The sequence below is a fragment of the Brevibacterium sp. LAARM2_SD2 genome (assembly GCF_057364785.1).
The window spans coordinates 233,154-254,846 of record NZ_JBNFOM010000002.1; the positions used below are offsets into that span (position 1 = coordinate 233,154).

Below are 21,693 nucleotides of genomic sequence, written 5' to 3' on the forward strand. Positions count from 1 at the left end.
ACGTGCACGTGATGGGTCTATTGTGTCATGTCCGAGGTGGTGAGTTCGCATCGACGCGACCTGCAGGACAGGGTCGGGGCAGGATCGTCATGTCCGGAATGCTGATTCCGCATCGACGCGAGAGGCGAGACGTGGCAGACGCCACACGCGCACTCAGGAACTCCGGCTGCTTGTCGGACCGTCGTCGTTGCGCGGGGACTCGTCCTCCGCCGCCTGCGCGTCTGAGGGCTGTGCATCCGCGGACTGCGCGTCCGCGGATTCCGCCGCCGCCTCGGCGCCGGCCTCCTCGCGTCCGGTCTCCACTTCGTCGCCGCGGGAGAGCGCATCCCACGTCGCGGCCGAGTCGAATTCGCCGCCGGCGCCTTCGGCGCTGCGGGCGTACCGATTCGACCCCGTCCAGGTCCGCGAGGCGTAGGCGACCCAGCCGATGACGATGACGCCGACGACGGCGGCGAGCAGCGCGACGATCGGCCATGAGGTCGCCCCCGGGGCACCGATCGCGGTGATCGCGCTGACCCCGTAGCCGAGTGCCGCGAGCTCCGCGAGACCGAAGATGACGAAGCGGCCGATGCGGCCGAACATCGCCGAGAGCAGCCCGCACACAGCGATGATCGCCACGCACGCGGTGGCCACGGGCGAGGCCTGCGTCGTCTCGGCCTGGCCGGGCATCGCGACTCCCGCGGGACCGAGAGTCTCGCTGCTCGCCCCCGCCTGCCACGTGGCCAGGGTGATCGCCCACATGCCGGCGGCGACGACGAGGACGAGGAGGACTCCGCGGGATTTGGTCATCGTGCTCCTTCCGTCAGGCGCTGGACCCGACCGGCTGCTGCGGCGGCTGCGAGCACCGCGGCCGCCTTGTTCTCGGACTCACGATACTCCGTCTCCGGCTGGGAGTCGGCGACGATCCCGCCGCCGGCGAAGACGCTCATCACCCCGCGGGCGAGCACCCCGGTGCGGATGGCGATCGCGAGATCGAGGTCACCGGTGAAGGAGAGGTAGCCGACGACTCCCCCGTAGAGTCCGCGCCCGACGACCTCGAGCTCGTCGATGATCTGCAGGGCACGCGGCTTCGGGGCCCCGGAGAGGGTGCCGGCGGGAAAGGTCGCCCGCAGCACGTCGATGCCGTCGTGGCCGTCGGCGACCTCGCCGCGCACGGTCGAGGAGATGTGCATGATGTGGCTGAAGCGCTCGATGTCCATGAAGGTGCTGACATCGACCGTGCCCGCGGTGCAGACCTTCGCGAGGTCGTTGCGGGCGAGGTCGACGAGCATGAGATGCTCGGCGCGCTCCTTCTCATCGCGGAGCAGCTCCCTCGCGAGCCGGTCGTCGTCCTCCGGGGTCGCCCCGCGGGGACGGGACCCGGCGATGGGGTGGGTGACGACGGTGCCGGAGCGGACCGTGACGAGGGCCTCGGGCGAGGAGCCGATGATGCTCACCGGCTGCCCGTCTGCGTCGTGGAGGCCCAGCAGGTACATGAACGGCGAAGGGTTCGAGTGCCGGAGCATGCGGTAGACCATGAGCGGGTCGGCGTCGCAGTCGGTGTCGAAGCGCTGGCCGAGGACGACCTGGAAGATCTCCCCGTCGACGATGTCCTGCTTCGCGCGCTCGACTCCGGACAGGTAGTCCGCCCGCGGTGTGCGGGTGCGCACCTGCGGTGTCGTGGCCACCGGGACGACCGCCTCGGCGGGAGCAGGACGGGAGAGCCGGGCGAGCATCGTCTCGATCCGCGCCACTCCGGCCGCGTACGCCTCGTCGATGCCGGTGTCGGCCCCGTTGACGTTGACGACGTTGGCGACGAGGGTGAGCGTGCCCGAATAGTGGTCGTAGACGGCGATGTCGCCGGGGATCATCAGCTGCACGGTCGGCAGGCGATGCTCGTCGGGATTGGCGGTGCCGAGCTTCTCGAACTCCCGGATGATGTCCCACCCGAAGTACCCGACGAGGCTCGAGACCATGGGCGGCAGATCGCTCGTGTCGATCTTGAGCAGCTCGAGCGTCGCCGAGACCGCGTCGAGGACGCTGCCGGTCTCGGGCACCCCGACCGGCGGCGTGCCCGTCCAGGTGAAGCCCTCGGGGGTGGTGACGAGCGTCGCCACAGGGGCGGAGCCGATGAACGAATAGCGCGCCCAGGCCCCGGCCTCGGCGGATTCGAAGAGGAACGACCCGGGACCGCCGTCGGTGAGCTTCCGGTAGAGGCTCAGGGGCGTGTCGGTGTCGGCGAGGACCTCGGTGTGGACGGGCACGAGCCGGTGGTCGGCGCCGGCGGCGCGGAACTCGGCGAGGCTCGGGCGGATGGTCAGCGGTTCAGTCGCGTGCGTCGTCACTGATCGTCCTTCCGGTGAAGCAGGTCGCGGTCAGAGTGTGGCAGGCCGGTCCCGTCTGGTCGACGGTCATGAGGAGGGCGTCGGCGTCGCAGTCGAGGGCGAGCGAGCGCAGCGCCTGGGTGTGGCCCGACGTCTCCCCCTTGACCCAGTGCTCCTGCCGGGACCGCGACCAGTAGACGGCGCGGCGTTCGGCCAGTGTCCTCTCGACGGCGGTGCGGTCCATCCACGCGAGCATGAGGACCTCGCGCGTCGTCGCCTCCTGGACGACGACGGGGATGAGCCCGCCGGGCCCGAAGCTGATGATCTCGCGCCAGTTCTCCGGCGTCGCATCGATCTGCTGCTGACTCATCGGACATCGAACCCTTCTGCGCGCAGTGCGTCCTTGACCTCGGCGATGGTGAGCGTCCCGAAGTGGAAGACGCTCGCGGCGAGCAGGGCATCGGCCCCGGCCCGCACGGCGGGGGCGAAGTGCTCGACCTTCCCGGCGCCGCCGGAGGCGATGAGCGGGACGCCCACAGCCTGACGGGCGGCGGCGATGAGTTCGAGGTCGAAGCCCTCACGGGTGCCGTCGGCGTCGATCGAGTTGAGCAGGATCTCGCCCACCCCGCGGTCGGCGGCCTCGCGGATCCAGTCGATCGCGCAGCGGCCCGTGCCCTCACGTCCGCCGCGCACGGTGACCTCGAAGCCCGACGGTGTCGTCGTCTCCCGGGTGCGCCGGGCGTCGAGGGAGAGGACGAGCACCTGGTTGCCGAAGTGCCGGGAGATGTCGCTGATGAGCTGCGGATCGACCACCGCCGAGGTGTTGACGGAGATCTTGTCCGCGCCGTCGCGCAGGAGCCGGTCGACGTCGTCGACGCTGCGCACTCCCCCGCCGACGGTGAGCGGGATGAACACCTGCTCGGCGCTGGCCCGGACGACATCGTGGACGGTCTCCCGGTCGCCGCTGCTCGCGGTGACGTCGAGGAACGTCAGCTCGTCGGCCCCGGACTCGCCGTAGACACGTGCGAGTTCGACCGGGTCTCCGGCATCCCGGAGGTCGGCGAAGCGCACGCCCTTGACGACGCGTCCCTCATCGACGTCGAGGCACGGGATGACTCTCACGGCAACCATGGTTCTCTTCTCTCTTCTCTAGATCCCGAGCGTGCGGTAGCGCTCCATGCGGCGGGCCAGCCGGCGCTCTGACTGCGCCCGCATGAGCTCGATGAGCTCGAACTCGAGGGTCTGTCCGACCCGGGCGACGAAGTCGAGGGGTTCGTCGCTGGCATCGGGATGTTCGGCGATGATCCGGTCGACGACTCCCGTGGCGAGCAGCTGGGGAGCGTGGACGCCCTGGCTCTGCGCCATCTGCGGGGCGAAGTCGGTCGTCCGGTGGACGATCGCCGAGGCGCCCTCGGGCGGCAGCGGCGACAGCCAGCCGTTCTCGGCGCTGAGCACGCGGTCGGCGGGGATGAGCGCGAGCGCCCCGCCGCCGGAGCCCTCCCCGAGGATGAGGGAGACGGTGGGGGCGTCGAGGTTCGCGAGCTCGGCGAGCGAGCGCGCGATCTCTCCGGCCATCCCGCCCTCCTCGGCGGATTGGGACAGGGCGGCGCCGGGGGTGTCGATGACGGTGACGAGCGGCAGGTCGAGCTCTCTGGCCAGGCGCATGCCGCGGCGGGCCTCCCGCAGCGCGGCCGGACCGAGCGGTGCCCGCGAGTCCTGCCGGAAGCGGTCCTGGCCGAGGACGATGCACGGGGCGGAGCCGAACTTCGCGAGCGCGAGCAGCAGCCCGGGATCCTTCTCCCCCTCCCCGGTGCCGTTGAGCGGGAGCACCGTGTTCGCCGCGGTGCGCAGGAGATCGCGGACGCCCGGGCGTTCGGGACGGCGGGACCGGGTGATCGCCGCCCACGCATCCGACTCGGGGTCGATCGTGCCCGGGCGGGTGTCCGGGTCGGGCACGCGCGGAGGCACCTCCTTGGCGCCCATGAGGACGTCGAGGACCCGGGAGACCGTCGTCTGGATCCGCTCGGGACCGATGACGGCGTCGATGATCCCGTGCTTGTGGAGGTTCTCCCCGGTCTGCACACCCTCGGGGAACGACTCGCCGTAGAGGGCTTCGAAGACGCGGGGGCCGAGGAAGCCGATGAGGGATCCGGGTTCGGCGACGGTGACGTGGCCCATCGAGCCCCACGAGGCGAACACGCCGCCGGTCGTGGGATGCCGAAGGTAGACGAGGTAGGGCAGACCGGCCCGACGGTGGGCGACGACGGCGTTGGTGATCTTCACCATCGAGAGGAACGCGACGGTGCCCTCCTGCATCCGGGTGCCCCCGGAGGCGGGACCGGCGAGCAGCGGCAGGCCCTCGAGCGTGGCCCGCTCGATCGCGTCGACGAGCCGCTGGGCGGCGGCGACGCCGATCGATCCGGCGAGGAACCGGAACTCTCCGGCGACGACGGCGACCCGGCGGCCGCCGATCGTGCCCTCCCCGGTGATGATCGCCTCGTCGACCCCGGACTTCTCACGGGCCGCGGCGAGTTCGGCGGCATAGTCCTCGGAGATGCCTCCGGCGGGGGTGATGGGGGCCTCGTCCCAGGAGACGAAGGACCCCTCATCGACGACGATGTCGACGAGTTCGTGCGCGTTCAGCCTCGCCATCGTCTCAGTCCCCGCCCTCGGGCGCCGACTCGCCGGTGAGCCACGCCGCGATCGCCTCGGCGTCCTCATCGAGCAGCGGCGGGGCCTCGTGCGTCGTCTTCGTCGTCTCGACCTCCCCGTCGGCTCCCGTGTCGAAGAACCGCAGCGGGGGTCCGGGCAGGTCGATGTCGCCGAGCACGGGGTGGTCGACGGAGACCTTGAGCCCCTGGCTCAGCGCCTGCTCCCAGTCGTAGACCTCGGCGAGGGTGCGCACCGTGCCGGCGGGGATGCCCGCGGCGCTGAGCTTCTCGAGCAGCTGCGCGGACGTGAAGTCGGCGAAGCGGGATTCGATGAGGGCGATGACGGCCGGGCGGTTGGCCACGCGCTCGGCGTTGTCGGCCATGCCCGGGGTGGCCGGGTCGATGTCGAAGGCCGCGGCGAACTTCTGCCAGAGGCTCTCGTTGCCCACGGAGATCTGCACGGCCCCGTCCTGGGAGGCGAAGAGGCCGTACGGGGACAGGGACGGGTGGTGGTTGCCGCCGGGCTGCGGGTTCTCCCCGGCCACGGTGGCCCGGGTTCCCTGGAACGCGTGGACGCCGACCATGCCGGCGATGAGCGAGGTGCGCACGATCTTCCCGCGCCCGGTGCGCTCGCGCTCGAGCAGGGCGGCGAGCACCCCGTAGGAGCCGTAGATGCCGGCGAGCAGGTCGGCGATCGGCACGCCCACCCGCTGCATGTCCTCAGGCCCGGACCCGGTCAGGGACATCAGTCCCGCTTCGCCCTGGGCGATCTGGTCGTAGCCGGCGCGGGCGGCCTCCGGCCCGTCGTGGCCGAAGCCGGTGATCGAGAGGATGACGAGGCGCGGGTTGATCTCCAGGCACGTGGCCGGGGAGAACCCGAGGCGGTCGAGGACGCCGGTGCGGAAGTTCTCGATGAGGACGTCGGCGCGGGCGATGAGCGCCCGCAGCGTGTCCTTGCCGGTCTCGGATTTGAGGTCGAGGGCGATCGACTCCTTGTTCCGGTTCGCGGAGAGGAAGTACGTCGCCTGCGGATCGTCGGCGGGACCGACGAAGGGCGGACCCCACGAGCGGGAGTCGTCGCCGCGGCCGGGGTTCTCGACCTTGATGACCCGGGCGCCGAGGTCGCCGAACATCATTCCCGCGTGCGGACCCGCGAGGGCGCGGGAGAGATCGATGACGGTGTACCCGCTCAGCGGCCCCTCACCTGTGGCCGGTGCGTCGTCGAACATGCCTAGTCCTCCTCATATGTGGTCCATGTGGTCACGAGCTTACGCAGTCGGGCGACCTCGTCGTAGGCGCGGGGGCCGTCGGCGTGCTGGACGGCCATGACCGCGCACGTCGAACCGTCGGCGAGGTCGAGGATCGCCCACGGGTCGTCGCCGTACGTCGAGAACGTCACCCCGAGGATCTGCCCCCAGCCGAACCGGCGGGTGCGCACGATGTTGCGCACCGTCAGCCCCGCCTCGTCGGGGCGGGCCTCGATGCTGCCGACCCGCAGGAGGGCGGCTGCGAAGAGGACGCCGAGGAGGTTCATCCACACGACGTCGAACCACGTCCACGGCCGCCAGTCGACGACGAGGAGGGCGACGGAGAGCACCGCGAAGCCGACGAAGACGACGGCCGCGCCGACGAAGCCGAGCACGCGGACCCGCCGGGGCCGGAAGACGGCGAACTCAGATGCGGCAGGCGCCAATGTTCGTCACCAGGATCGCGCGCGCACCGACCGCGTAGAGGCGGTCCATGACGTTGTTCACGGACTTCGCCTCGACCATGACCCGCACGGCCACCCAGCCGGTCTCCTGCAGCGGGGAGACCGTCGGCGATTCGAGTCCCGGGGTCAGGCTGATCGCCTCGGGCACGAGGCGCTCTTCGATGTTGTAGTCGACGAGCACGTACTGGCGGGCGACCATGACGGATTCGAGGCGGCGCTTGAGCACCTCGATCGAGGCGTCGGCGCCGTCGCGCTGGACGAGGACGGCTTCGGACTCGAGCATCGGCTCCCCGAAGGTCTCGAGGCCCGCCGCCCGCAGGGTGCTGCCGGTCTCGACGACGTCGGCGACGGCATCGGCGACGCCGAGCTGGATCGAGACCTCGATGGCGCCGTCGAGCTGGACGGTCTCGGCCGTGATGCCCCGGGCGTCGAGGTCGGTCTGGACGAGATGCGGGAAGCTCGTGGCGATCCGCTTGCCGGCGAGTTCGTCGACGCTGTCGTAGCGGCCGCGCTCCCCGGCGTAGAAGAAGCGGGAGTTCCCGAAGCCGAGGCCGATGACCTCCTGGGCCTTCGCCTGGGATTCGAGGAGGAGGTCGCGACCGGTGATCCCGGCGTCGAGGATGCCGGAGCCGACGTAGACGGCGATGTCGCGGGGGCGCAGGTAGAAGAACTCGACCCCGTTCGTCTCGTCCCGGTGGACGAGGGTCTTCGATCCGCGCCGGGTCGAGTACCCGGCTTCGCTGAGCATGTCGGTGGCGGCTTCGGAGAGGATGCCCTTGTTGGGCACGGCTACACGCAGCATGGCGTCCTTTGCGAGGAGGAGAGGAAGGTCACAGGTGGGCGTTGACGTCGTCGAGGCTTAAGTCCTTGGCGATCATGAGCACCTGGAGATGGTAGAGCAGCTGGGAGATCTCCTCGGCGAGCTCGTCCGGCGTCTCGTACTCCGCGGCCATCCACACCTCGGCGGCCTCCTCGACGATCTTCTTCCCGATCGCATGGACTCCCGCGTCGAGTTCGGCGACGGTCTTCGATCCGGCGGGCCGGTCGAGGGACTTGGCGAGGAGTTCAGCGTAGAGAGAGTCGAAGGTCTTCACGTGATCCAGGGTAGACCATCGCCGCTGCGTGCCCTGACCGGGGTCTCAGGTCCCGGACGCGGCATCCGGGCCGCGGGTGATGTCGGTCGCACCGGTGTGCGGGGCGGAGATCGTCTGCTTCGAGCGCTTCGACCAGTCGAGGAAGCCGATGACGACCATGACGAGGAAGATGAGGTAGACGGCGCCGGAGAAGACGAGTCCCCCGGCCACGGCCAGCGGGATGCCGACGAGGTCGACGGCGAGCCAGACGAACCAGAACTCGACGATCGCCCGTCCCTGGGCGTACATCGCCACGAGGGAGCCGATGAAGATGTAGGCGTCGGGGTAGGGGTTCCACGACCAGCCGCCGACGGAGAGGATGTACCCGAAGACGGCGGTGCCGATGACGAGGGCGGCGATGAGCCCGATCCGCTCCTTCCACGTCGCCCACCGGACGACGACCTCGCCCTTGACCTCCTGCGACTTCCGCCACTGCGTCCATCCCCAGACGGCGGCGACGATGATGACGACCTGGCGGGAGGCATTGCCGCCGAGACCGGCCGAGAGCGAGGCGGAGAAGAGGAGGATCGACCCGAGGATCTGCACCGGCCAGGAGAGGATGTTCCGCTTGAGGGCGAGGACGACGGTGGCCAGCGCGCAGATGTTGCCGAAGAGATCCGAGTACGGCACGGGTTTGCCGAGCAGCTCGAAGGCCGGGGTGTTGAGCCAGGAGAGGAATTCCATGATGTGCCTCGGATCGCGGGTCGGTCAGTGGGTGTGGGAGGCGGAGGCGAGGCTGCGGAGCTCGGCGATCGCCGCGGCCGCATCCTCGGCGCTGTAGACGGCGGACCCGGCGACGAGGACGTCGGCACCGGCGTCGACGACGCGCTCGACGGTCGCGGCGGAGACGCCGCCGTCGACCTGCAGCCTGATCTCGAGTCCGGAGGCGGAGATCGCCTCCCGGGTGCGGGCGATCTTCGGCAGGCACACGTCGAGGAATTTCTGCCCGCCGAAGCCGGGTTCGACGGTCATGATGAGGATCTGGTCGAATTCGGGCAGGAGGTCGATGTAGGGCTCGATCGGGGTCGCGGGCTTGAGCGCGAGGCTCGCCTTCGCCCCCAGCCGCCGCAGCTCCCTGGCCAGTCGCACGGGGGCCGCGGCCGCCTCGGCGTGGAAGGTCACCGAGGCGCACCCGAGCTCCGCGTACACGGGCGCGTTGCGGTCGGCGTCGGCGATCATGAGGTGCGCGTCGAGCGGGATCGGGCTGATCGCCTGGATCCGCTCGACGACGGGCGGGCCGAAGGTGAGATTGGGCACGAAGTGGTTGTCCATGACGTCGATGTGGGCCATGTCCGCCGTCGCGATCTTCTCAAGCTCCCCGCGGAGGTCGGAGAAATCGGAGGAGAGGATGCTCGGGTTGATCTCGATCGCCATATCAGTTCGCCTTCTTCAGCAGGGCCAGGAACATTCCGTCGGTGTCGTGGACGTGGGGCCACAGCTGCGCGTAGCGGCCGTCGCCGCGGCTGACCGAGGCGAAGGAGTCGGCCTCGGCGCCGGTGACAGCGGCGAGCACGGCCGGGGTGTCGAGGATCTCCACGTCGTCGCCGGTCTCCTTCCGCCGCCGGCGGAGGACGTCGTCGACGACGAGGACGGTCTCCGCATAGTGAGGTGAGCACGTCGAGTAGGCGACGACGCCGCCAGGCGCCGCCGCGTCGAGGGCGGAGGCGAGGATCTCCCGCTGGAGCGCGGCCAGGGCGTTGACGTCGTCGGGGCTGCGCCGGTACCGGGCCTCGGGCCGGCGCCGCAGCGCACCGAGGCCGGTGCAGGGGACGTCGACGAGGATCTTCGCGTACGGGCCCTCGGCGTCTCGGGCATCGGCGACGCCGACGGTGACGTTGTCGAGCGCCTGGGTCGAGGTCTCGACGAGGGAGGCCCGGTGCGGGCTCGAGTCGAACGCGTCGAGGGACTCGCCCTCGGTGCGGGCGCGGGCGGCGAGGACAGCGGCCTTCCCGCCGGGGCCCGCGCAGAGGTCGGCCCACGTCCCGTCCGGGGCGGCCGCTCGGCGAGTGCGAGGGCGACGAGGGCGGAGCCTTCGTCCTGGACGCGGGCGCGACCGTCGGCGACGGCGGGGATGTCCTTGGGCACGGCCGTCTCGAGGTGGACGCCGAGCGGCGAGAGCGGGGTCGGGGTGCCGGGCAGCGCGCTGCGGTCGAGGAGTCCCGGCAGGGCGGTGACGGCGACCTGGGCCGGAGTGTTGTCGGCGGTGAGCAGCGCATCGAGTTCGCCGGCGTCGCGGCCGTGGCCCTTGAGCGCCTGGGTGAGCGCCCGGACGATCCATTCGGGATGCGAGCTGGCGATCGCCTGCCGGGCGGTCTCCGAGCGCCCCTGCGACCCGGTCGAGCCAGGTCTGCCGGTCGGCCTCGGAGACCCGGCGCAGCACCGCGTTGACGAAGCCCGCGGTCTTCGGGGCCGCGTATTTGACGACTCCGACGGTCTCGGAGAGCGCGGCGTGGTCGGGCACGCGCATCGCGAGGATCTGGTGGGCGCCCATCCGCATCGCCGCGAGCGGTTCGGGGTCGATCTGCGTGACCGGTCGACCGGCGGCGTGGGCGATGACGGCGTCGTAGAACTCCTGTCCGCGCAGGGTGCCGTACGTGAGTTCGGTGGCGAACGCGGCGTCCTGGGGGTTCAGGTGCGTGCGGGCGATCTTCGCCGGCAGCAGGAGGTTCGCGTACGCGTCCTTCGTGTCGACGTCGGTGAGCACCTCCCACGCGAGCCGGCGGGGCAGGTTGGGCTTCTGGGCCATCTCAGGCCTCCTTGCTCGTCGTGGCGCGGCCGGCGTCGGCCGGTGCGGCGGCGTCGATGCGGACCTCGCCGTGTCCGCGCAGATAGTCGGCCGCGCTCATGCGGGGTTTGCCGAAGGGCTGGATCTCGCTCACGCGCAGCCAGCCGTCCCCGACCCCGAGCACGGCGGCACCGTCGTGGGAGGTGAGCAGGCCGACCTCCGCCGAGGCGGTCGGGGCCGGAGTCGGGGCGGCGTCGCCTCCCACCGGGGTGAGGCCGAAGAGCTTCGTCCGCTTCCCGTCGACCGTCACCCACGGTCCCGGTGCGGGGCTGACCCCGCGGGAGCGGGCGACGACCTCGGCACCGGGGCGGGTGAGGTCGAGGTGGGCGTCGGCGGCGGTGATCTTCTCGGCATGGCTCGGCTGAGCGCCTGCGGCGATGAGCGCGTCCTGCGGGGTGAAGTCCGCGGTGCCGGCGGCGAGATCGTCGAACGCGGCGACGAGTTCGCCGGCCCCGACCGCGGCGTAGGCGGCCAGTGCCGCGGCGGCGTCGTCCTGATCGAGCGGCAGGGTGCGGGTGCGCACGACATCGCCGGTGTCCATGCCGGTGTCGATCCGGAAGACGCTCACCCCGCTCGTCGTCTCCCCCGCGATGAGGGCGCGCTGGATCGGGGCGGCCCCGCGGTGGGCGGGCAGGAGCGAGAAGTGGAGGTTGAACCAGCCGAGTCGCGCCGTCGACAGCGCTGCGGGTCCGGCGATCGCGCCGTAGGCGACGACGGCGACGGCATCGGCGCCGATCTCCCGCAGCTGCCCGATGACGTCCCCGCGCAGACGATCGGCTTCGATGACGGGCAGTCCGAGCTCGAGCGCCCGGGCCTTGACGGGTGAGGGGGTGAGGACGCGCTTGCGGCCGACCGGGGCGTCGGGACGGGTGAGCACCGCGCGGACCGTGTGGTCGGAGGCGACGAGCGCCTCGAGCGCGGGAACGGCGACCTCCGGGGTGCCGGCGAAGACGATATCCACAGAAAGAGATTGTACGTCGTGGGCGCCGGGCTCAGAGCGACCGGGGATCGTCGATGCGCACCCGCACCTGCGGCAGCTTCTTCGCCGAGCGCGCCGCCGTCGTCTCGGCCAGGCGCGTGCCGATGTGGGGGCCGGCGGCGATCGGGAAGGCGGCGACGACGCGCTGACCGTCCTCGTCGTCGTCGCGGATGAGTTCGGTGAGCTCCGGCACCTCGGCGAGCACGGCGTCGATGTCGGTGCCGGGACCGGTGAGTTCGACGATCCGGCGGTACGGCGGGAACCCGAGCTCCCGGCGGTCGGCCAGCGACCGCGTCATCGTCACGGCGGGGTCGAAGGTCGTCAGCGCCCCGCGGATCGTCTCATCGGCATCACCGAGGTAGACGACTCCCCCGTCGGTGCGCGAGCGGACGAGGGAGGCCGCCCGCATCCGCCGCCGCACCCCTTCGTCGCTCGCCCGCATCCACGGGCCCGGCCACAGGGTGTCGAGGAGGATCCCCGCGGCGTAGCCGCCGATCGCGTAGGGTTCGGCGCCGGTCGTCGCGACGACGACGCGGGGGGCGAAGTCGAGGGCGACGGGGATGTCGTCTCCCCCGGATTCGACGATCTCGATGCCCGGCAGCGCCTTGACCAGCTCCTCGACGGTGCGGGTGCGTCCGCGCACGATAGAGCGCACCTGGTGGGAGCGGCAGCGCGCGCACGTGAAGGTCTCGGAGTGGTACCCGCACGTCCGACACGCGAAGGGCCCGACCTCGGACTGGGTCGACAGCGGCGATTCGCACACCGGGCAGCGGGCCGTCTCCTGGCATCGCGCGCACGCGAACACCGGGTAGTACCCGCCGCGGGGGACCTGGACGAGGACGGGGCCGGGCGCGCTCCCGTCCCGGGGCTTGAGCGCCGCGCGCATGATGTCCCACGCCCGGGTGGGGATCCGCTGCCACGCGTAGGGGTCGCGCTCCTCGTCGGGGACGACGACGAGCGGTGAGGAGCTGCGGCGGGCCGCGGCAGCGGGGCTGATGTCGCGCAGCCACCCGATCTCGACGAGCCGCTCGACCTCGGCGCTGCGGTCGGTCGAGGCGAAGAGGAGACCGGTCTCCTCGAGGTTCGACCGGAGCAGGCTGACCTCCCGCGCGTGCGGGTAGGGGGCGTGCTGGTCGAGGTAGTTCTGGTTCGCGTCGTCGAGGCAGATGATGACGCCGAGGTCGGCGAGCGGGGCGAAGGCGGCGGCGCGAGTGCCGATGATCAGGCGGGTGTCGCCGAGGAGGCCACGCAGCCACGCCGCCCACCGCTGCTCCGGTGACTGGTCGGCGTGGAGGGCGGTGTACTCGGTGATCTGCCCGCCGCGGGCGATCTCGGCCTCGAGCGCTGCCGAGAGCACCGCGATCTCCCGGTGGTCGGGGACGAGCCAGAGCACGGCGGCACCCCGGGCCAGAGCGGCCCGCGCGGCGCGCAGTCCCGCGGTGATCCACCCGAGGCCGGGGGTGGTGCCGGGAGTGAAGGTGAGCGCGAGGCGGGCGCGGTCGGACCCGGCGGTGCCGGGATCGCCGTCGGTGACCTCGGTGCCGGCCTCGATGACCCACTCGCCGAGGGCGTCGACGATCGGGGGCTCCTCGGGGGCGTCCTCGTCTCGGCCGGGATCGTCCCGGCCGGGCTCGTCGCCTGCGGTCTTGCCGCCGGTCTCCCCCATCTGCCGCCGCTCGATCGCGCGGAGCACGGCCTTCTCGGCGCGGGCGTGGCGGGGTGGGATCGCGAGCCGGAGCACATCGGGCAGGGTGCCCGCGTACCGGGTGGCGACGGCCTCGCAGAGTTCGAGGAGGGCGGGGGTGAGCACGGGCAGCGGGCTTGTGATCCGCTCGATGACGGCGAGCGGACCGATGTGGTCGCTCTCGTCCGCGCGTTCGAGGATGAACCCGTCACGGAGCCGGCCGGCGAACTTCACGCGCACCCGCACCCCCGGCTGCGCCGCCTCGGCGAGCTTCTCCGGGACGGCGTAGTCGAAGGCGCGCGCGAGATGCGGGACCGGGTGGTCGACGAGGACGCGGGCGACGGGCGCGTCCGGGGCGAGCGGCACCTGCCCCACAGCGGTGGTGCCGGTCGCGATGGGAAGGGGCTCGTCCACTCTCAGTGCGCGGACACGGCGCGCAGCAGGTCGTCGGCGCGGTCGGTCCTCTCCCACGTGAAGTCGGGCAGCTCACGGCCGAAGTGACCGTACGTCGAGGTCTGCGAGTAGATCGGGCGGAGCAGGTCGAGTTCGCGGATGATCATCGCCGGGCGCAGGTCGAAGACCTCGCGGATGGCCTTGGTGATCGCCGCGGGGTCGACCTTCTCGGTGCCGAAGGTCTCGACGTAGAGGCCCATCGGGTCGACCCGGCCGATCGCGTAGGAGACCTGGACCTCGGCGCGGTCGGCGAGTCCCGCGGCGACGATGTTCTTCGCCACCCAGCGCATCGCGTAGGCAGCCGAGCGGTCGACCTTCGAGGGGTCCTTGCCGGAGAACGCGCCGCCGCCGTGGCGGGAGAAGCCGCCGTAGGTGTCGACGATGATCTTGCGCCCCGTCAGTCCCGCATCGCCCATCGGGCCGCCGGTGACGAAGGGCCGGCGGGATTGATGTGGATCTTCTCATTGCCGCGGTCGAGTCCCGAGGCCTCGGCGATCGGCCGACGACGAACTCCTCGATGTCAGCCTTGAGCTGGTCCTGGGAGATGTCGGCGGCATGCTGGGTGGAGACGACGATGTTCTCGAGCGAGACCGCGGTGTCCCCGTCGTAGCCGATCGTCAGCTGGGTCTTGCCGTCGGGGCGGAGGTAGGACAGCTCCCCGGACTTGCGGACGGCGCTGAGCTTCTCGGCCATCCGGGAGGCGAGGTGGATGGGCAGGGGCATGAGGACGTCGGTCGCGTTGTCGGCGTAGCCGAACATCAGACCCTGGTCCCCGGCGCCCAGCGACGAGCCGTGGTCGGTCTCGAGCGCCTCGCGGAAGTCGAGCGGGTTCGTCACCCCGGAGTGGATGTCGAGAGACTGGCTGCCGATCGAGACCGACACACCGCACGAATGGCCGTCGAAGCCGGTGTCCGAGGAGTCGTAGCCGATGCCGGTGATGAGGCTGCGGACGATGCCGGCGACATCGGCGTACGCGTCGGTGTTGACCTCACCGGCGACGTGGACGAGCCCGGTCGTCACCATCGTCTCGACGGCGACCTTCGCGTTCGGGTCCTTGGAGAGGAGGTCGTCGAGCACGGCGTCGCTGATCTGATCGCAGATCTTGTCGGGGTGGCCTTCGGTGACGGATTCGGAGGAGAAGTAGCGCAGTTCGGATGTACTCACGGCGTCGATTCTACTGGGGTGGTGCGGCGGGCGATTTCGGCAACGACCTTTTGCGCAACATCGTCCTTCGTGCCCGCCAGCGTCGCCGCGTCGACGACGTCGGAGCCACCGTCCCCGGCGGCGAGGATGACGACCTCGGTGACGTCGTGGCCGAAGGCGCGGTCGGCGGAGACGTCGTTGAAGACGAGGAGGTCGGCGCCCTTGCGACGGAACTTCGCCTCGGCGTACTCGTGTGCGGTGTGGGCGGCGTCGCCGGTCTCGGCGGCGAAGCCGACGATGAACTGGCCGGGTCGGCGGTCGGCGACGAGCCCGGCGAGGACGTCGGGGTTCTGGACGAGTTCGATGCTCATCCCCTCGTCCCCGGACTTCTTGAGCTTCGCATCGGCGAGCCGGGCCGGCCGGAAGTCGGCGACGGCGGCGGCCATGATGATGATGTCGGCGTGCTCGGCCGCCGTGGCCATCGCGGCCTGGAGGTCGAGGGTCGATTCGATCGGGGTCACGGTGATGCCGGCAGGCAGGTCGGCGAGCAGTCCGGAGTCGACGTGCGCGGCGACGAGTTCGACCTGCGCGCCGGCGGCGAACGCGGCGCGGGCCAGCGCGATGCCCTGTTTGCCCGAGGAGCGGTTGCCGAGGAACCGGACGGGGTCGAGCGCCTCTCGGGTGCCGCCGGCGCTGACGACGACGCGCCTGCCGCTCAGGGGGCCCGTGGAGTCGGTGCCTGCCGTGCCGGCCTGGGCAGCGGCGGTCTCAGTCGTGCCGGCCTCGGTCGTATCGGCCTGGGCCGCGGCGAGGGCGAAGGCGACGATCTCCTCGGGTTCGGGCAGGCGCCCCGGTCCGGAGTCGGGTCCGGTGAGACGGCCGACGGCGGGGTCGAGGACGTGGACACCGCGCTCGCGCAGCGTCGCGATGTTCGCCACGGTCGCGTGGTTGTGCCACATCTCCGTGTGCATCGCAGGCGCCACGACGATCGGCGCCGTCGTCGTGAGCACCGAGGCGGTGAGCAGGTCGTCGGCGAGGCCGGCGGCGATCTTCGCGATCGTGTTCGCCGTGGCCGGGGCGACGATGAGGAGCTCGGCCTCATGGCCGATGCGCACATGGTTGACCTTGTCGACCTCGTCGAAGACGTCGGTGGTCACGGGCTGTCCCGACAGCGCTTCGAAGGTCGGGGCGCCGACGAACTTCAGGGCGTCGGCGGTGGGCACGACCGTGACGGTGTGCCCGAGCTCCCGGAGGCGCCGGATGACGTGCGCCGATTTGTAGGCGGCGATCCCACCGGCGACTCCGAGGACGATTCTCACTGGTCGCTGAAGTCGATCGCGCCGTCGGTGTTCACGGGCGCCTCGGCGGTCTCCTCGACGGTCGTCGTCGCGAAGTCGGCTTCGCTGATCTCACGGGAGACGATCTTGCCCTCGTTGATCTCGCGCAGGGCGATCGACAAGGGCTTCTCGTGGGGTTCCGGGGTGACGAGCGGTCCGACGTTCTCGAGCAGACCCTCCTGCAGCTGTGCGTAGTAGGAGTTGATCTGGCGCGCACGCTGAGCGGCGACGGACACGAGTTCGTACTTCGAGCCGGTGACGGTGAGGAGTTCGTCGATCGGCGGATTGGTGATGCCTTCGGGCTGAGCAGGCAAGGGGTGTCCCATCTAATCGAGTGTGGATATACCCATCAATTGTATGAGTTCTTCTGCCGCAGTGCGAACACTGTCGTTGACGATGGTGACGTCGAACTCGGATTCGGCGGCGAGTTCGGCCCGCGCCGTGGTCAGCCGCCTCGCCTGCTCCTCGGCGCTCTCGGTGCCGCGCCCGGTGAGCCGGCAGACGAGTTCGTCCCAGGTCGGCGGGGCGAGGAAGACGAAGAGGGCGTCGGGCATCTTCGCCTTGACCTGGCGCGCCCCCTGCAGGTCGATCTCGAGCAGGGAGGGGATGCCTTCGGCGAGGTGCTGCCGCACGGGCCCCGACGGGGTGCCGTAGCGGTGGCGGCCGTGGACGACGGCGTACTCGAGCATCTCGTCGCGGGAGATGAGCCCGTCGAACTCGTCGTCGGAGACGAAGTGATAATGAACACCGTCGATCTCACCGGGGCGCCGGGGCCGCGTCGTCGCAGACACCGAGAACCAGATCTCGGGGTGGTGCTGTCTGATATAGGAGCTGATGGTGCCTTTTCCGACTGCGGTGGGTCCCGCGAGAACGGTGAGTCGAGTGTTCACAGATCTAAAGTGTCACACTCAGGAGTATTTCTCCAACAGGGCGTTCTTCTGGTGCACGCCGAGGCCCTTGATGCGCCGCGATGAGGCGATCCCGACCTCTTCCATCGCCGCTTCGGCCCGGCGATCGCCCACTCCGGGCAGCGACCGGAGGAGGTCGAGCACGCGCATCTTCGCGAGTGCTTCGTCCTTCCCTGCCTTCTTGAGCACTGCCGCAAGATCGGTCTCACCGCTCTTGAGGGCCGACTTCACCTCGGCGCGCACCTGTCGAGCCTTGAACGCTTTGTCAAGAGCGGCCGAACGCTGTTGCGGGGTCAATGGTTCGAGTGCCACATTATCTCCTCTGTCACCATGAACGGGCAGGTAGGGAAGTTGCTTCAGTCTAAAACACAAACCATGACAACCGACACAGCGCAGGGAAGAAAATCCGCGCCCCGGCCCTACTGTGCGGTAGGCCGCAGGGAGCCGCTCAGCGCCCGGCGGACACCGGCGGGGGTGCCGTCAGGGACGCGTTGAGGCTGCGGGCCGCCTCCGCGAGACCGGCCGGTCCGGCGGCGAGCACGGCCCGGGAGACGGCGACGACGACCTGGTGTCGTGCGAGCGCCTCGGGCCCGAAGACGTCGAGGAGTTCGTCCCGGCCGGCCCCCTGCGCCCCGACGCCCGGGGTGAGGAGCGGTCCCCCGCAGGCGCTCGGGTCGAAGCCGAGGTCCCGTGCGGCCGATCCGATCGTCGCCCCGACGACGAGGCCGAAGGGGCCGAGCTCACCCGCTCCCCCGGTGAGCTCGGCATTGCGGGCGGCGACGGCGGCGGCCACGGACCCGGCGACGGAGTCGCCGAAGCCAGGGGCCTCGGCACCGGTGCGGGCGTGCTGGACGTCCGCGCCCTCGGGGTTCGAGGTGAGCGCGAGGACGAAGAGGCCCCGATCGTGGGCCGCGGCGAGGTCGAACGCGGCGGCCAGGGCTCCGACGCCGAGGTAGGGCGAGACCGTGATGGCGTCGGCGGACAGGGGTGAGTCCGGGAGCAGATGGGCCTCGGCGTAGCCGGCCATCGTCGAGCCGATGTCCCCGCGCTTGACGTCGAGGATCGTCAGCAGCCCCTGCTCCCGGCACGCCGCGAGGGTGTCCTCGAGGGCGGCGACGCCGGCGGAGCCGAAGCGCTCGAAGAACGCGGCCTGCGGTTTGACCGCGGCGACCGTCCCCGCGAGCGCCTCAACGGTGCGCAGCCCGAACTCCCGGACGCCGGCGGCGCTCCGCGGCAGCCCCCACGTCTGAAGGAGATGGTCGTGGGGGTCGATGCCCACGCACACGGGACCGTGGGCGGCCATCGCCGCGGTGAGCCGGGTGGAGAACATCACGCGCTCCAGTCCTGGAGGCTGCGCACGCCGAAGGTCTTGTCGCGGACGACGTGGAGCGAGGTCACGGCGGCGGCGAATTCGGCGATCGTCGTGATGAGCGGCACCGAGTTCGCGGTCGCCGCGGCGCGGATCTCGTAGCCGTCGGCGCGCTCCTGACGGCCGGAGGGCACGTTGATGACCATGTCGATCGTCCCGGCGGCGAGGTAGTCGAGGACCGTGCGGTCCTCGGCGTCGGCCTCGAAGTGCTTGTGGACCTGGGAGGTCGCGATGCCGTAGCGGGAGAGCACGGCAGCCGTGCCCGTCGTCGCGACGACGTCGAAGCCGAGGTCGACGAGCTCCTTGACCGGCAGGACCATCGCCCGCTTGTCGCGGTCGGCGACGGAGACGAACACCGTGCCCGAGGTGGGCAGCTTGATCGAGGCGCCGAGCTGGCCCTTGGCGAACGCCGTCGGGAAGTCGTGGTCGATGCCCATGACCTCGCCGGTCGAGCGCATCTCAGGGCCGAGGATCGAGTCGACGACCTTGCCCTCGACGGTCCGGAACCGGCGGAACGGCAGCACGGCCTCCTTGACGGCGATCGGGTGCTCGAGCGGCAGGGTCGAGCCGTCGCCGGTCTCCGGCAGCAGATCGCCGCGCAGGTCGGCGATGGTCCGGCCCACGGCGATGAGCGCGGCTGCCTTCGCCAGCTGCGTCGACGTCGCCTTCGAGACGAACGGCACGGTGCGCGAGGCGCGCGGGTTGGCTTCGATGACGTAGAGGACGTCGGCGGTGATCGCGAACTGGATGTTGAGCAGGCCGCGGACGCTCACGCCTTCGGCGATCGCGCGGGTGGCCTGCCGGACGCGGTCGAGGACGTCCTCGCCGAGGGTGAGCGAGGGCAGCACGCACGCGGAGTCGCCGGAGTGGATGCCGGCCTCCTCGATGTGCTCCATGATGCCGCCGATGAAGATGTCCTCACCGTCGTAGAGGGCGTCGACGTCGATCTCGATGGCGTCCTCGAGGAACCGGTCGACGAGGACGGGCCGGTCGACGGAGACCTCGGTGGCGGTGGCCATGTAGTCGAGCAGCTGCGTGCGGTCGTAGACGATCTGCATGCCGCGGCCGCCGAGGACGTAGGAGGGGCGCACGAGCACGGGGTAGCCGATCTCCGCGGCGATCGCCGCGGCCTGGGCGGCGGTGACGGCGGTGCCGTGCTTGGGCGCGGTCAGTCCCGCCCGGTCGAGGACGGCGCCGAATTCGCCCCGGTCCTCGGCGAGGTCGATCGCCTCGGGCTGGGTGCCGAGCACCGGCACGCCCGCCGCCTTGAGCTGGTCGGCGAGCCCGAGCGGGGTCTGCCCGCCGAGGGTGCACACGACGCCGGCGACGGGGCCGGCGGCGAGCTCCGCGTGGTAGACCTCCATGACGTCTTCGAACGTCAGCGGTTCGAAGTAGAGGCGGTCGGCGGTGTCGTAGTCGGTCGAGACGGTCTCGGGGTTGCAGTTGACCATGACGGTCTCGAAGCCGGCCTCCCCGATCGCCATCGTCGCGTGGACGCACGAGTAGTCGAACTCGATGCCCTGTCCGATCCGGTTCGGACCCGACCCGAGGATGAGGACGGCGGGGCGCTCCCGCGGGGCGACCTCGGTCTCCGCGTCGTAGCTCGAGTAGTGGTACGGGGTGTGCGCTTCGAACTCTCCCGCGCACGTGTCGACGGTCTTGAAGACGGGGCGGATGCGCAGGGCGTGGCGGATGCCGGTGACGACCTCGGTGGTGAGGCTGCGCAGCCCGGCGATCTGCTCGTCGGAGAACCCGTGGTTCTTCGCGACCCTGAGCACCTCGGAGTCGAGCTCGTCGGCGTCGGCGATGAACTGCGCGACCTCGTTGATGAGCTCGATCTGGTCGAGGAACCACGGGTCGATCCCGCAGGCCTCGTGGACCTCGGCGTTCGTCAGGCCCGCGGCGAGCCCGCGCTGGACGGAGTGGATGCGGTCGGCGGTGGGGTGGGCGATCCGTTCGAGGAGGGCCTCGCGCACCTCGTCGTCGCTGATGTCGGGCAGGTCCGACCAGTCGAACGAGGAGCCCTTCTGCTCCATCGAGCGCATCGCCTTCTGCAGGGCGGTCGTGAAGTTGCGGCCCAGCGCCATGACCTCGCCGACGGATTTCATCGTCGTCGTCAGGGTCGGGTCGGCGGCGGGGAACTTCTCGAAGGTGAAGCGCGGGATCTTGACGACGACGTAGTCGAGGGTCGGCTCGAAGCTCGCCGGGGTGACCTTCGTGATGTCGTTGGGGATCTCGTCGAGGGAGTAGCCGACGGCGAGCTTGGCCGCCATCTTCGCGATCGGGAAGCCCGTGGCCTTCGACGCCAGCGCCGAGGACCGGGAGACCCGCGGGTTCATCTCGATGACGACGATGCGACCGGTGGCCGGGTCGACGGCGAACTGGATGTTGCAGCCGCCGGTGTCGACGCCGACGGCGCGGATGATGTCGATGCCGATGTCGCGCATCGTCTGGTATTCGCGGTCGGTGAGCGTCAGCGAGGGGGCGACGGTGATCGAGTCACCGGTGTGGACGCCGACGGGGTCGACGTTCTCGATCGAGCACACGACGACGACGTTGTCCTTGTGGTCGCGCATGAGCTCGAGCTCGTACTCCTTCCAGCCGAGGATCGACTCCTCGAGGAGGACCTCGGTCGTCAGGGAGTCCGAGAGCCCGGCACCGGCGATGCGGCGCAGATCCGTCTCGTCGTAGGCCATGCCCGACCCGAGGCCGCCCATCGTGAAGGAGGGACGGACGACGAGCGGGTAGCCGAGCTCTTCGGCCCCGGTCAGCGCCTCGTCGAGGGTGTGGCAGATGACGGAGCGGGCCACCTCGGCGCCGCATTCCTCGACGATGTCCTTGAACTTCTGGCGGTCCTCACCGCGCTGGATCGCGTCGACGTCGGCGCCGATGAGCTCGACGCCGTACTTCTCGAGCGTGCCGGCGTCGTGGAGGGCGATCGCGGCGTTGAGCGCGGTCTGCCCGCCGAGGGTCGGCAGGAGGGCGTCGGGGCGCTCCTTGGCGATGATCGACTCGATGATGTCGGGGTCGATCGGTTCGACGTAGGTGGCGTCGGCGACGTCGGGGTCGGTCATGATCGTCGCGGGGTTCGAGTTGATGAGGATGACGCGCAGGCCCTCGGACCGGAGCACACGGCACGCCTGGGTGCCGGAGTAGTCGAACTCGCAGGCCTGTCCGATGACGATGGGACCGGAGCCGATGACGAGGACGGATTCGATATCGCTTCTCAGTGGCATG

20 protein-coding genes and 1 pseudogene are annotated in these 21,693 nt (G+C 70.8%); all 21 read right to left on the reverse strand.

The features are described from left to right. Positions 1-153: 153 nt before the first annotated feature. Positions 154-789 carry a Trp biosynthesis-associated membrane protein gene (locus AC2W7K_RS02390; protein WP_211979169.1) on the reverse strand — a complete coding sequence of 212 codons (636 nt, stop codon included), beginning with the start codon at positions 787-789 and terminating at the stop codon, positions 154-156. Next, the gene (trpE, locus tag AC2W7K_RS02395; protein WP_211979168.1) at positions 786-2,324 is read right to left on the reverse strand and encodes an anthranilate synthase component I; all 1,539 of its coding nucleotides are present in this window, start codon (positions 2,322-2,324) and stop codon (positions 786-788) included. Before trpE ends, AC2W7K_RS02390 begins: the two co-directional genes overlap by 4 nt. Further along, complete coding sequence (gene hisI, locus AC2W7K_RS02400; RefSeq protein ID WP_198498868.1) at positions 2,305-2,673, reverse strand: phosphoribosyl-AMP cyclohydrolase; 369 nt, start codon at positions 2,671-2,673, stop codon at positions 2,305-2,307. Before hisI ends, trpE begins: the two co-directional genes overlap by 20 nt. Further along, complete coding sequence (hisF, locus tag AC2W7K_RS02405) at positions 2,670-3,434, reverse strand: imidazole glycerol phosphate synthase subunit HisF (RefSeq protein ID WP_198498869.1); 765 nt, start codon at positions 3,432-3,434, stop codon at positions 2,670-2,672. The genes hisI and hisF overlap by 4 nt, the downstream gene beginning before the upstream one ends. An 18-nt stretch (positions 3,435-3,452) precedes the next feature. Next, complete coding sequence (locus tag AC2W7K_RS02410; protein ID WP_211979167.1) at positions 3,453-4,955, reverse strand: carboxyl transferase domain-containing protein; 1,503 nt, start codon at positions 4,953-4,955, stop codon at positions 3,453-3,455. A 4-nt stretch (positions 4,956-4,959) separates the two neighbouring features. Beyond that, positions 4,960-6,183 carry a CaiB/BaiF CoA transferase family protein gene (locus tag AC2W7K_RS02415; RefSeq protein ID WP_486005704.1) on the reverse strand — a complete coding sequence of 408 codons (1,224 nt, stop codon included), beginning with the start codon at positions 6,181-6,183 and terminating at the stop codon, positions 4,960-4,962. A 2-nt stretch (positions 6,184-6,185) separates the two neighbouring features. Next, positions 6,186-6,647 (reverse strand): PH domain-containing protein, encoded by a 462-nt coding sequence (locus AC2W7K_RS02420; protein WP_198498872.1) that lies wholly within the window; start codon positions 6,645-6,647, stop codon positions 6,186-6,188. After that, on the reverse strand, positions 6,628-7,467 hold the full coding sequence (gene hisG, locus AC2W7K_RS02425) for an ATP phosphoribosyltransferase (protein ID WP_211979165.1): 840 nt from the start codon (positions 7,465-7,467) through the stop codon (positions 6,628-6,630). Before hisG ends, AC2W7K_RS02420 begins: the two co-directional genes overlap by 20 nt. A 28-nt stretch (positions 7,468-7,495) precedes the next feature. Beyond that, positions 7,496-7,759 (reverse strand): phosphoribosyl-ATP diphosphatase, encoded by a 264-nt coding sequence (locus AC2W7K_RS02430; RefSeq protein ID WP_198498874.1) that lies wholly within the window; start codon positions 7,757-7,759, stop codon positions 7,496-7,498. 45 nt (positions 7,760-7,804) lie between these two features. Continuing rightward, the gene (locus AC2W7K_RS02435) at positions 7,805-8,482 is read right to left on the reverse strand and encodes a nicotinamide mononucleotide transporter family protein (RefSeq protein ID WP_211979164.1); all 678 of its coding nucleotides are present in this window, start codon (positions 8,480-8,482) and stop codon (positions 7,805-7,807) included. Positions 8,483-8,506: 24 nt separating this feature from the next. Next, a complete protein-coding gene (gene rpe, locus AC2W7K_RS02440; protein WP_211979163.1) occupies positions 8,507-9,172 on the reverse strand; it encodes a ribulose-phosphate 3-epimerase in 666 nt (221 codons plus the stop codon). A gap of 1 nt (position 9,173) precedes the next feature. Further along, on the reverse strand, positions 9,174-10,544 hold the full coding sequence (locus AC2W7K_RS02445) for a transcription antitermination factor NusB (RefSeq protein ID WP_486005705.1): 1,371 nt from the start codon (positions 10,542-10,544) through the stop codon (positions 9,174-9,176). Position 10,545: 1 nt separating this feature from the next. Then, positions 10,546-11,544: a methionyl-tRNA formyltransferase gene (locus tag AC2W7K_RS02450; protein ID WP_211979161.1), complete on the reverse strand. Its 999-nt coding sequence runs from the start codon at positions 11,542-11,544 to the stop codon at positions 10,546-10,548. 31 nt (positions 11,545-11,575) lie between these two features. Then, the gene (locus tag AC2W7K_RS02455) at positions 11,576-13,660 is read right to left on the reverse strand and encodes a primosomal protein N' family DNA-binding protein (protein ID WP_211979160.1); all 2,085 of its coding nucleotides are present in this window, start codon (positions 13,658-13,660) and stop codon (positions 11,576-11,578) included. Positions 13,661-13,662: 2 nt separating this feature from the next. Then, a pseudogene (gene metK / locus AC2W7K_RS02460) lies at positions 13,663-14,863 on the reverse strand (methionine adenosyltransferase). Then, a complete protein-coding gene (gene coaBC, locus AC2W7K_RS02465; RefSeq protein WP_211979158.1) occupies positions 14,860-16,161 on the reverse strand; it encodes a bifunctional phosphopantothenoylcysteine decarboxylase/phosphopantothenate--cysteine ligase CoaBC in 1,302 nt (433 codons plus the stop codon). Before coaBC ends, metK begins: the two are co-directional and overlap by 4 nt. Beyond that, positions 16,158-16,505: a DNA-directed RNA polymerase subunit omega gene (rpoZ, locus tag AC2W7K_RS02470; protein ID WP_198498882.1), complete on the reverse strand. Its 348-nt coding sequence runs from the start codon at positions 16,503-16,505 to the stop codon at positions 16,158-16,160. Before rpoZ ends, coaBC begins: the two co-directional genes overlap by 4 nt. Then, entirely contained in the window at positions 16,506-17,069 is a 564-nt protein-coding gene (gene gmk / locus AC2W7K_RS02475) for a guanylate kinase (RefSeq protein ID WP_198498883.1), read from the reverse strand. 18 nt (positions 17,070-17,087) lie between these two features. After that, on the reverse strand, positions 17,088-17,399 hold the full coding sequence (gene mihF, locus AC2W7K_RS02480; protein WP_137823967.1) for an integration host factor, actinobacterial type: 312 nt from the start codon (positions 17,397-17,399) through the stop codon (positions 17,088-17,090). Between the two features lie 136 nt (positions 17,400-17,535). Beyond that, positions 17,536-18,417: an orotidine-5'-phosphate decarboxylase gene (pyrF, locus tag AC2W7K_RS02485; protein ID WP_211979275.1), complete on the reverse strand. Its 882-nt coding sequence runs from the start codon at positions 18,415-18,417 to the stop codon at positions 17,536-17,538. Then, positions 18,417-21,692, reverse strand: coding sequence for a carbamoyl-phosphate synthase large subunit (carB, locus tag AC2W7K_RS02490; protein WP_344250537.1), 3,276 nt, complete (start codon positions 21,690-21,692; stop codon positions 18,417-18,419). Before carB ends, pyrF begins: the two co-directional genes overlap by 1 nt. Position 21,693 lies beyond the last annotated feature (1 nt).